The following is an 11,433-nucleotide window of genomic DNA, read 5'->3' on the forward strand; positions in this document are numbered from 1 at the left end:
AACATCCAGACCGCCGGACGGGTCGCTCAAGATCCCGCCGTCGTTAAAGCCGCCCAGTTATTCGCCAAGGACAGTGCCCGAGTAGTTCGCTCCGGTGGATTCTTGATGCGCGAGACCCGTTCCTCCTGGCTTCGTCACGCCACCAATCGGTGAGGATATTGACTAAGTGAACGAGTTCAGTGCGGAGGCGATGGGACTCGTAATTCGCGAGCTACGTCAGACTCAGAAACCCCCCATGACGCAGGACGAATTGGCTAAACGAGCCGAGTACGGCAAGGGCGGCTCCGTCTCAATTTCCCGAATAGAAAGCGGTCTCATCAGCCCGGGAACGAGCCGTCTGGATGCAATCGCTCTCGCTTTGGGCCAGACACCCGAACAGCTCAAACAGAGAGCCAGAACCCGCACCAGCGCACTCGCCGATCAGCGCGGCACCCGACCGGCCAGACTGCGTGACCAAGTCGCCGAGACGAAAATGCGCCACGCCAAGATCAACGACAAGGTGGCTCAGCGCGCGAAGATCACCCAAGAGGTAGGGGAAAGATTCAACAGCGTCCACGATGAAGTCTGGGATGAGTTCTTCGTGAAATTTGTCGAGCTAGCCCAAGGCATCAGCGGAGCACCCGAGCCCGATAGACCCAATGAGAAGCAACTCGAACGCACAAACCAGACTCCGGCCGCCATCCACGTCCGGGCGATGTCGGCGGGGATCGCAACGGCAATCCGAGGTGCTGCAGCCGGCAGCGTGGCTGGCGCTGCCGCCGGTGGGGCCGCAGCATATGGGGCTTTCAGCGCGGCTGCGATGTTTGGATCAGCATCGACAGGAGCGGCAATTTCGTCGCTTACCGGGGTAGCGGCAACCAATGCAACCCTTGCCCTGCTGGGCGGAGGCACGCTCGCCGCCGGAGGTGCAGGAATGGCCGGTGGCACTCTCCTGCTGACAGGCATGGTGGCCGCGCCAGCGGCTGCACTCGCTGCGGCGGGCTTCTACATCTTGAGGCAGCGTCGCAGCAAGAAAGAGGAAGAACGGCTACGCGCCGAGGTCCAGACTGCCGAAAAAGCCCTAGCCCAATCCCAGCATGGCTTCAACGTGATGATTGACGTCCTGGAACGTGCCACGAGAATAATGGAGTACGTAAGCGTCCACGGGACCCACGCACTGGTCAAGTGGCAGAAGAACCTGCCCCCGGAGCCCAGGACATGGGAGACGCTCGGGAACGACGGCCAGTTGCGATACAAACAATTCTTGACAGTGGCCGGATGCTTACTATCCGTTAGCAACATCAACATCAGTGTTCTCCTGACGGCGGAGCCAGCCCCTTTGCGCGAGATGGAAAAGGCGATTGACGAAATGCTGACTTACGCCGACACGACGACTCAGACGCTAGTTTGACGCCTGTGGGATGTGCGATAACGCGTGGATGCTCGCTCAGCAGTATTCGCTAGTAGCCCTAGGCTGTCGCCATGCGAGAGATTGTCCCTGGTCAGATCGAGGCCACCGTCGACCAGTTCTTGCGACCGCAATCGGAGGTTTCCGACAGCCGGCGCCGGGAACGGTCCTGGGACCTGTGCTTTGACCACTTCCAGAACCATCCCGCCCCGACCGACACCATCGAACTCTCCAGCCTCCATCTGGGGTACTACTTAGCCTCCTGGGGCATGCTCCGCGGTTCCTCGTTCCTGCTCCACGAGACCAATGCACTGCATTACCGCAAGACCATCGAGGTCATCGAGAAGCACAATGACGCTATGCGCGGCTTCGGCGTGCCGCAATACCTCGACGAGGGCCGCTACGAGAAGTACGACCAGGCCTGGACTGACCTTCGAGCGGCGCTGATCCCGGCCGGAATCAGCGACGTCACGCTGGTCAGCAAGGTCATGATGGGCGTCTGGGGTTGCATCCCTGCCCTCGACACGAACTTCCGCAGAACGTTCAAAGACTTGTCGACAACGCGCTCCGAGCGTGGCGCCTGGAACAAGGGCAATCGGCGGGCCCTGGCGATGCTGCACGAGGTCTGGTGCGAGCACCGCGACGAGATCGAGCGCGTGCGCAGCTCGTACCCGGTCTGGAGCCTCGCCACGAGAGAGCCCACCGCCCGGGAACTCACGTGCGCCAAGGTCTTGGACATCTATGGGTTTCAGATGGCTGCCTCGAAGGGTCGGCGGCGGGTTGGTCGGAACAAGGCTCTGTTGCCACCGATGTCTGAAATCAACTAGCCGTCACTTGTTCCCCACGAATGTCCAGAAGAGCGGCTCAGTGCTCCGCACATCCACCGGCCGACTCCGAAGAAGATAGACCTCCACCCACGGCTCGGCTTCCGGCATGGGCTGAGCTGCCCGGGCGTCTAGACCAGTAGGCTTTAGCCGATCTTGACTTGGGAAGACTTGAGTGAAGCTAATTGGTAAGGAACGGAGTGATCGTGGGGGCGTTGTCGAAATTAACCGACGTGTCGGCCGTCGAGCGTGCGATCGAGGACTATAAGGAGCTGGGTCGGGACGCTTTTTTGGCGCGGTACGGGCATCAGAAATCAGCGAGGTACTTTGCCCAGGTCGAGGATATGCAGATCGATTCCAAGCCGCTGCTATCCGTCGCCTACGGTTACCAGTTCCCGGATCAAGGACCGTTAGCAGTCCGAGACTTCTCCGGTGGGGAGAAAACCCGGCGGGCACTGAAGCGGTTCGGATACGAACTGGTAGCGCTGTCCAGCAGCACGCCCACCGGGGTCACTTACGGGGACGTACCCGAGTGCCCTCCCGGCACGGTCTTTAAGAATCGCCAAGAAGCTTTCGAGGCTGGCGTCCACCGCACCACTCAAGCTGGTATAGCCGGACAATTCACCGGCACCCAGTCCATCTGTCTCTCCGAGGGCTACTCCGATGATGACATCCAAGGTGATCTCATCACCTACACGGGGTTCGGCGGCAGAGACCCCAATACTGGCCACCATGTCGCGGACCAGAAGCTCGAGAAGGGCAATCTCGGCCTCGTCGAGAACTACAAGCTCGGCCGTCCCGTCCGTGTTCTCGTCAAGGAATCAGTGCTTAGTGGTCGACGGTCGGACACCTGCTACCTGTACCTGGGCCTATTCACCGTCACCAGTTGGAGCTGGGGGCTTCGTGACGGCTGGAAGGTCCTCATCTACCAACTCTTGGCCAATGCTGGAGAGAGCCTCATTCCTGGGGACACGGCCGCCGCCCTCGTCCGCGGGGTGGATATTCCGCCATTGCGGCGCAGCACGACGGTCAACCGAATCCAGCGCAAGCACGAAGTGACGGCCTCGGTGAAGCGCCTGTATGACAATACGTGTCAGATCTGTAGCACCCGGCTGATGACAGCCGGCGGCCCCTACTCCGAGGGCGCCCACATACGTCCTCTAGGCATCCCCCACAACGGGCCCGACACCATCGAAAACATCTTGTGTCTGTGCCCCAACTGCCATGCCCTGTTCGACGGACACGCTCTGACCGTCAGCACCGACGGCACCGTTCTCAATCTCGGTATACCCCAGGGGAAGATCCACATCGATCCGCGACCCCAAGTGCATGCCGACCACCTGGCTTATCACCGAGACATCTCGTTGAGCACCTCAAACGGAGAGACTTTGAAAGCTCGTCAGGGGGTGACTTCATGAGCTCAGAGATTCCGGAACACTTGCTGGGAACAGAACAGCATCGACAGGCCAGGGATCTCAGTGAGTACCTGGTGCATATGACCACCACCCCGGAAGCACTAGGTCACATCATCACGACGGGTCACATTGAAGCCCGCAACCGCTTCGGCATAGGGCGCGGGATAGACCACGTGAAGCACAAGCACGCATCGGCCTGCTTCACCGAAATGCCGGTGTCGGAGCTCGACCGTCTCAGGGACCGAAATAAGCCGTGGGGTATCGCCTTCAAACGAGAGTTCGTGCTTGAGCGAGGCGGACAGCGGGTGTGGTACCTAGAAGTGGACAAGCCGCCGTACCAAGCACTGCACGGCATGAAAGAACGTGCTATTCGGCTTGCTCAGTGGGAGTCCTCGATCTGGGATGTCACGCCTTTCGTCGATCAATCGAAGCCTGGCACCTACGCATTCGATTGGGAACGCGAATGGCGCGTTGTCGGCGGGCTGAAATTCGAACCGAAGGACATTGCGCTCGTCATCGGCCTGGAGGGCGTGCAATCGCTGATTCAAGAGGACTTCACCATCGGAGCGCCATATTACGACCCGCGAGATCAGGCCTATTACTGGGAAAGTGGCAGCATCCCTGAGGTCGGCGCAAACATGGACGCGCTCCTCCAGAAGTTTCATGAGAACTTCATGTCGCCTGAAGATGCCGGGCTGCTTCGTGACCCTGATTCACGCTCGGGAGACGGATACTGGTGGGAGGGCTGCGCCTCGCGGTACGAAACTGAAGATGCAGTTGGTCTTCTTTCTCCCGATGCGCCTGAGGGAGTTCGGGATGCCCTTCGTGACCATCTGAACCAGGTCAGCTTTGCTTGGGCTGACAGATATGAAGATGACACGGAGGAGCCTGAGTAGGGGCGCATCATCCCTGCGGTTATTCAACTGCACTGTTCAAAGCGTAGGAGCTTAAGCGCAGCCTGCATGTCTAGAGCGAGACTCCAAGCTCGCTCCACTACGTCCCTCGGTTGAGCGTCGCACCACGCGCAGCGGATCGTGCAGGGGACGCTGGAGAGGGTCCGCTGGGCTGCGACCTAGCAGTATCGTAACGACAATTCGTTGCAGCGTCGCGGACAGATCGTGCTCAAGTGCACCGTGGTGCCAGAGGTGTGCTGACTTATGTTGGTGTTGGTTGTGCCTGCTAAAAGTGGGGCCGGAGGATCGAAGTTTGGAGGCACGGTCTGGCGCTATTTTCTGGGAGTCTCCTGGCGCATGCTGAGGCCAGACGACTAGAGCACGGTGGGGTGTCTACAGGGTGACGAGGAGCAGCAGCAGGAGCCAGCCGAGCAGCGTGACGACGGCCACCGCGGCCAGCATTGGGCACCCCGGAGAGTGGACGCCCACCCCGGCACGCGGTCGGCGATGGCGTCAGGCAGAGCGGCGTCCAAGCTTTTCCGGACCCAGGCCGGCATGCCATACGGACACGACAGCCAGCGACCCGGGAGCCGACGGAGCCGGGAGAGCGTTAAGGGTCCGCGGGGAATGACTGGTCATGTTCCGTCTCAGTGTGTGGCCTTCACCCGCTTTGGCCGTCCACCCTTATCCGGGTACCGAGTCGAACCGGTCAAACCAGCTTTCGTCGACGCTTGGCTGCACAGTCACGCCCGATACCCCGTCCTCGCCGTGGATCAGATCCACCAATCGATCGCCGCTGACCAGATCGACGGTCGGCGTTGTGGCTATTGCGGCTTTCTTCGCCGGTTCAGTGAACCTGCTTAGGGTCACCAGGATGGGGCTCGCTCTGTGCCCTTGGTTTGCGCATCTCGTTGTGAGTATTCGGAGGCTTGGGAGCCACCCGGTGTTGCCATTCGGAGCCGGCGATATTGCCGTTGGGGGCCACCAGCCGCGGCGGTGGGAGCCACCACGGATCGCCCCGTCTCAGACGCGCCATCCTCAGCCAGAATCATCACCTCGGTGTCCGGTGCACCTTCTCGCGGCCTGGTTGCTGGCGGCTCGATCATCTTCCCCGCGCCTCAGGAACGAGTGTCCCTGCCCTCCGGCAGGAGCAGGCCACGTCCAACGGACAGCGGCCCGTCCGAGAACATCCAGGGCCGCTCCCGCGCAGCTGAGGGATGTGCCCTGCCATCCGGAGCTTCTGACTTCGCCCCAGGGGACGGCCGTTCGGCGCGTGGCCGTCTTTGCGGGTGGTGCCGGTGGACTGAGCCGTCGCAATTCCGGAGTGCTCGTAAGCTCCAGGGGCCTGGGCGCAGGATGCGGCCAGGTGGCTCCCAACGGCACCATCAGTGGCTCCCAAGGACAAGAACGCGCCAATCACCGACTGGTCCCCAGCGGCAATATCAGTGGACCCCAGCAACGCGAATATTCAGTTGGAATAGGGCCACGGTTTCTCGCCCGATTGGTTTTCCGTCCGGCGTATAGCACTTGACCTGGACCGCCACCCGGGATGACAGGTCACCGGAACGGTGTCACGGTCCCGGCGCCCTCGACCCGCGGAAAAGACCCAAGGTTGGTGGCGGCCGCTCACCGCCACGAGGCAGGACTACGTCGTGGACATCACCGTTGACCGTCGGCGGAGCGCAGGGTGTCCGGCGCGGGGAACGGCAACCGGATGGTCTGGGCCCCGGACCCAACGGCGGAGGCCCCGCCGAACTCGTCCGTCACCACGGTGATCCCGTCAGTGCTGACCTCGGCAATCCGCACGGGGCGTGCCGTCGCGCCGCCGCTTCCGCCGGTTCCCTCGACGTCGAGGACGAACCGGTCACCGAGGAAGCGCAACCCCAACTCCTCGAGCGCCTCCTCCGCGGTCAGCCAATCGACGGGTTCGCGCGTGGCCTGCCGGCCGAGGGCATCGAAGGCAAGGAAGTCCGCCCCGGCCGGCACGATCCAGCCGACCCGCTCGCCACCCTCCCGGTGGTGTTCGATCCAGTGGTCAGGAAGCGTGGTCCTCACCCCCGTTTTGCTCCGAAGTCCGATGTTCGCCTGCGCTTCGCAGTAAGCGGCGCGCCTCGTCCAGGATGGGCAGCTGCAATCCTGGCCCGTAAGAACTCATGATGACCTGAACCAGATACTCGGCGTTCCGCAGGACCAATTCCCGCTGGACCGCCGTCAGGACGTGATGGCCTGTGCCGGATTGACCGTTATGGCCGTTCAAACTAGCCGTAACGTCAGTCGTCCCGTGGACCCATGCAGCGAGGTCACGCGGCGTGGGCATTGAGAACCCTTCCGGGTTCTCTTCCCCATGCGTCTCCCCGCCGTCGCCCACAGGAAGCGATTCCATGTCTACGTGACCGACCGTGTCCTCTGTCGGCTCGTCTTCATCCGGGGACTCATCGATGACGGTCACATTGGTGAAGGCCTCACGGAGGATTTCCGGCACCTCGCCGGACGGGACCACGACGTCTAGACGATTGGTCGTGCGCGTCAAGGCGATGTAGAGAAGACGCGCCCCGTTGTCCTGTTGCATGATCGTTTCCGGTGCAACAACCGTCACCGCATCGAATTCCAGCCCCTTGGAAGCCTCGGGCGTGACAAGGTTGATACTGTTGCCAGTCATGACGGAGCCGGAGTCGTTCCACTGCAGTTCCAGCTCTTGGAATGCCGCAGTGATCTCATCCCAGACCTCCGCAGGCGCAATGACTCCGACGAACCTACCCTTTCCGCTGTGGTGACTAGCGATCCGAGCGACTTCGCCGGCAACCAGCGCGGGAGCCACGTCGAACAGTTCAGGGAGGGCATTGGCGCTGCGGACCGTCTGCACAGGCGCCACTTCCGGCGCCGCTTCCGGCAGTAGCCGTTGGGCAATGTCGTAGACCTCACGCGGCACTCGATAGCCGTACTCCAACTCTTCAACAATGACTTCAGCGTTCGACCTCAAGTCATTGATGACATCAGCCCACGAATCACGCGCAAAGGGTCCCGTCGACTGGGCTAGGTCACCAACGACTGTCATGGAGCCGTTACGGGAACGACGTCGCAGCGCAGCGAGCTGCATCGGAGTGAGGTCCTGTGCTTCGTCTACGACAATGTGCTCCCACGTCGCCGCCCGCTCCTGGATTGCCTCAGATGCCTCGTCGATCAGTGCCAGGTCAGCTAGGGTCCACGGTTCCTCAGAGATCCGTTCTGCGACGGGGCGGTACAAGAGTTCGATGTCCGTGTCTGTCAGGTGCTCGTCGGCGGCTCGCCGCAGTCTTTGCTTCGATCCCAAGAGCTCGCGGACGAACTGAGCTGCCGAGAGTTGGGGCCACAGCTTGTTCAGCTCCGCGTCTAGGGACCGAGGATCGACGATCGACTCCACCGACGTGCCCCGGAGTGATCCTATGGCCTCTGCGCACCGCTGCAGCAAGCGGTCTTTCAGCAGCTCCCGCCCAGTGCCATATGGGCGCCAGCGGAACTCCTCCACATCCTCGGTGACAGTTTCGACAAGCAGCGCGATGGTCGAGGCGGAGTTCCGACGCTTAATCCGGACCGGGCCAGCCGGGGTCTTGATGCGGTCGTTCAGCCCGTTGGTGATGACGTCCATCATCACGGCTGATCCCTTGATCCGTGCCACGCTCTCGGATTCGGCGGATCGGACGGGGATGCTCCGCTGGAGCATGTCCTGGACTGACGTGGTAGGCACCCCGTGGTCACCCAGCTCAGGCAGTACTTCCTTGATATACCGGGCGAACGCCGGATTGGGCCCAACAATCAGGACGTCTTCCGGCTGGACTCGCTCTGCATGGTTGTAGAGGATCCACGATGCGCGGTGCAGGGCAACGGCCGTCTTACCCGTACCCGGCCCGCCCTGGATGATGAGCAAGGAGTCCATCTTCTGACGCAGCACCTTGTCCTGCGCGGCCTGAATGGTCCCGACGATGTCCCGCATGGCACCCGTGCGGGTGGCCTCAAGGCTGTCCAGGAGGGCGTCGCTGGGTGCGACGTACCCATCCAGCTGGGCGATGTCCTCCCCCAGCTGTTTGAGGACGATGTCCTTGAACGACTTGATGCGGTTGCCGTGGGTCTTGAAGTCTCGTTTACGGACGACCCCCATGGGTTCATCTGGAGTCGACTGGTAGAAGCGAGAACCCGCCCTCTCCTTCCAGTTGATGACGAGCAGATCCCTGTTCTCGTCCTGGATGGCGGTCTTCCCCAGATACATGGTGTCGCCGTCGTCGAGGTCGACTCGCATCAAGGCGGCGGCATCCTTATCAGTCAGCCGGGCGACCTTCTGAGACTCGGCCTTCATGGCACGGCGTTGATCTGCCGTTCCCGGACTGCGCAGCTCGCGTTCAAAACGCTCGACTTTTTCATGGTGTGCCTCCATGGCACGGTCGAAATACTCCTGCTCTGACCGGATCTCCTGGACCTCATCGTCCGCCTTGACTGTGCTGCTTCCGCGCATGATGCGCTACCTCACTGTTCTTTTCTCAAACCCCACCGACGGCTGCTCTCGTTGACAGGCTGTCAGTGATCGCGGACACGATAACCACGCGCCGCCAGAACTTCCCGCAGGTCAGCCCACAAGGAACTCCGATGCCTCCCCGGTCCAGGTGACCACCAGCTCGTCCCGCGCCCGCGTGGCCGCCACGTACAACAGAGACCGTTCCTGCATCTGCATGTCCCGCCGCTCGGCGTCCGGCAGGCCCTCCATCATCCAGCCCGCCGGCACCTCGGACGCTCCCGCCCCCATGACCACCGCCCGCTCGAACTCCATGCCCTTGGCTTTGTGCATCGTCATCACGGACACGGACCGCTTCCGTCCCCCGCCGTCGGCTGAACCGTCCAGTGCCCCGGCATCCCGGAGTCCACGGGTCACCGCCTTCTCGGCCTGCTCGCTGCGCACCATGACGCCGATCGCCTCGGGATCCACACGGTCGACGTCGATCCACCGCTTCAGGTGCCCGGCGGCCGCCGTGATCTCCTCATCGAGCGAGTCCGCCCGCACCAATGTGGGCTTCGGCCCGGACCGTGCCGACCGGTACTCGCTGGTGTCCTCGGCCTCGTCCTCGAGGTCGGTGTACTCCTGCCCGCTCAGCATGCCCACCGCGTAGGCGAGGTTCTCCGCCGTCGTGCGATAGTTCAGCCGCAGCCGGCGGGCTCGGCCCACGATGTTGATCCCGTACCGGGACAGAGGGGTCTTCTGGCCGTAGATCCGCTGGTGGGAGTCCTCCGCGATGAACAGGTCGTCCGGGCCGGGTGCCACGAGTCCGCGCAGGAGCATCCAGTGCCCGGCGTGCAGGTCTTGTCCCTCGTCCACCAGCACGTGGTCAGCCGCCAGTCGTCCGCCGGATTCGGCACGCTGCTCCAGGATCACGCCCGCAATGGCGGCGACCTCCGCATAGCTGGCCTTGTCCTCGAGCTGGTGCGCCCTCCGGTACTGGGCGAAGACCGGCCACAGTTCCTTGCGCGCCTTCCGGTTCAGCGCCGTGCCCCGGCCGCGCCGGGAGGCCCTCAGGTACCCGCGCTCGTCCACCACCCGGTGCGCGAGAACTACGGAGACGTACTCCTGTTCCAGGAACGCATGATGCGTCAGGTCCTCGGACACGTCCGGGTCCACGAGACTGACGGCCTGCTGGAAGGCCCGCGCGTCCTCGCCGCCGCGGGGCCTCTCGCTCAGCGCGTTCGTCCCGGGGCCGATCACTGCGCGGACGGCCTCCGCACGCTCCGCCTCGCTGGCCTGGTGCACCACCTTGGCGGCCACCTGGTCGATGCCCAGCACGGTCACCCCGGCCTCACCCAGCCCGACGAGCGGCACTTCCGGGTCGAGGAGCCGCAGCTGCCGAGTCAAGGCGTCGGCCAGGGCCCGGGTGAAGGTGGTCAGCACGATGCGCGCGTCCGGGTCCTTGCGAGCCAGATGCCGGGCACGGTGCAACAGGACGACGGTCTTGCCCGTGCCGGCGCCGCCGGAGAGCCGGAACGGACCGGACGTCTGCCGCTCCACGTACTTGCGCTGGTCGGGGTGGAGGAACACGCGCCAGCGGTCGATCGACATCGACTCGAGGGCATCCTTGAGCTCCTGGGGGTTGTCCCCCACGAAGACGAAGCCCCCCGCGGACTTCTCGAACGCCTCGATCAGCTGTTCGTCCTCGCCGACGGTGGCCTTCTCGGGCGGGACGGGACCGAGCCCGAGCTCGTCCAGGATCGCCTGCAGCTCCTTGCCGTGGGCCAGGTCCAGCAGGACCAGCCCCTGGGCCTCCGGTGCCTTGTCGATCAGCGCGTTCAGCCCGGCCGTGGTGGTAGCGGCCAATGCCCGCGCGGCCAGCTGCTCGGACAGTCCCGCCTCGGCCACCAGGTGCTCGACCGTCCAGGACCCCGGCAGCGGGTTCACCCAGTCGTCGACCGGTGCCTCAGTGCCGGGCACAGTCACCTTGGGGCCGGGCACGGTGGTCCCGGTCCCGGTGCCCGGCGTCGGCTCGGCACCCTCAGGACGGTCGCCGCCTTCCCCACTCGCCACCTCGGCGACGGTCCACTCGGCGACTAACTCCTTCGTGTCGGGCACGTCCGGGTGCTGCTCGAACTCGGGCACGCCCAGGGCCGGGTTAATGCGCAGCGTGGTGGTGCGAGCGATCCGGATGGCCTCGTCGTGCGGGTATGTCCCCATGTAGACGTAGTGGCCGTCTTGGACACCGTCCATCTTGAACAGGACGGCACGCCACTGCTGGTTCACCCGACCGGTCCGCGCGCGCCGGTCCCGGGCCCGCTCCATCGGCTCGATGTGCAGCCCGGCAGTGGTGTCGTCAGTCTGCAGCTTCTGGAGGAAGTCGTAGGCGAGCTTCCGTACCGAACCGTCCAGCTTGTTCTTCACGCTGGCCATCGTCACGAACGGCATG

8 protein-coding genes are annotated in these 11,433 nt (G+C 63.3%); 4 read left to right on the forward strand and 4 right to left on the reverse strand.

Annotated features, from left to right (window positions below):
- Positions 1-166 precede the first annotated feature (166 nt).
- The 4 genes from ACEXHE_RS07300 (at position 167) to ACEXHE_RS07315 (ending at position 4,522) form a co-directional block, all read left to right on the forward strand.
- Positions 167-1,390, forward strand: a complete 1,224-nt coding sequence (locus ACEXHE_RS07300) for a helix-turn-helix domain-containing protein (RefSeq protein ID WP_374785286.1) — start codon at positions 167-169, stop codon at positions 1,388-1,390.
- Between the two features lie 71 nt (positions 1,391-1,461).
- A complete protein-coding gene (locus ACEXHE_RS07305) occupies positions 1,462-2,214 on the forward strand; it encodes a hypothetical protein (protein WP_374785287.1) in 753 nt (250 codons plus the stop codon).
- A 197-nt stretch (positions 2,215-2,411) separates the two neighbouring features.
- Positions 2,412-3,629, forward strand: coding sequence for a YDG/SRA domain-containing protein (locus ACEXHE_RS07310; protein WP_374785288.1), 1,218 nt, complete (start codon positions 2,412-2,414; stop codon positions 3,627-3,629).
- Complete coding sequence (locus ACEXHE_RS07315; protein ID WP_374785289.1) at positions 3,626-4,522, forward strand: hypothetical protein; 897 nt, start codon at positions 3,626-3,628, stop codon at positions 4,520-4,522. Before ACEXHE_RS07310 ends, ACEXHE_RS07315 begins: the two co-directional genes overlap by 4 nt.
- A 681-nt stretch (positions 4,523-5,203) precedes the next feature.
- Here ACEXHE_RS07315 and ACEXHE_RS07320 read toward each other — a convergent pair.
- From ACEXHE_RS07320 to ACEXHE_RS07335, 4 genes are all read right to left on the reverse strand, one after another.
- Positions 5,204-5,533 (reverse strand): restriction endonuclease, encoded by a 330-nt coding sequence (locus ACEXHE_RS07320; RefSeq protein ID WP_374785446.1) that lies wholly within the window; start codon positions 5,531-5,533, stop codon positions 5,204-5,206.
- 645 nt (positions 5,534-6,178) lie between these two features.
- Positions 6,179-6,574, reverse strand: a complete 396-nt coding sequence (locus tag ACEXHE_RS07325) for a hypothetical protein (RefSeq protein WP_374785290.1) — start codon at positions 6,572-6,574, stop codon at positions 6,179-6,181.
- Positions 6,555-9,005 (reverse strand): HelD family protein, encoded by a 2,451-nt coding sequence (locus ACEXHE_RS07330; RefSeq protein ID WP_374785291.1) that lies wholly within the window; start codon positions 9,003-9,005, stop codon positions 6,555-6,557. The genes ACEXHE_RS07325 and ACEXHE_RS07330 overlap by 20 nt, the downstream gene beginning before the upstream one ends.
- Positions 9,006-9,116: 111 nt before the next feature.
- Positions 9,117-11,432: a 3'-5' exonuclease gene (locus tag ACEXHE_RS07335; protein WP_374785292.1), complete on the reverse strand. Its 2,316-nt coding sequence runs from the start codon at positions 11,430-11,432 to the stop codon at positions 9,117-9,119.
- Position 11,433 lies beyond the last annotated feature (1 nt).

The sequence above is a fragment of the Micrococcus sp. IITD107 genome, assembly GCF_041927415.1.
GTDB classification, from domain to species: Bacteria; Actinomycetota; Actinomycetes; order Actinomycetales; family Micrococcaceae; genus Citricoccus; species Citricoccus terreus.

Bases quoted from the DNA above. Each gene is read 5' to 3' on its own strand.
- ACEXHE_RS07330 (WP_374785291.1), bottom strand. From the start codon at position 9,005: ATGCGCGGAAGCAGCACAGTCAAGGCGGACGATGAGGTCCAGGAGATC.
- ACEXHE_RS07335 (WP_374785292.1), bottom strand. From the start codon at position 11,432: ATGCCGTTCGTGACGATGGCCAGCGTGAAGAACAAGCTGGACGGTTCG.
- ACEXHE_RS07305 (WP_374785287.1), top strand. From the start codon at position 1,462: ATGCGAGAGATTGTCCCTGGTCAGATCGAGGCCACCGTCGACCAGTTC.
- ACEXHE_RS07315 (WP_374785289.1), top strand. From the start codon at position 3,626: ATGAGCTCAGAGATTCCGGAACACTTGCTGGGAACAGAACAGCATCGA.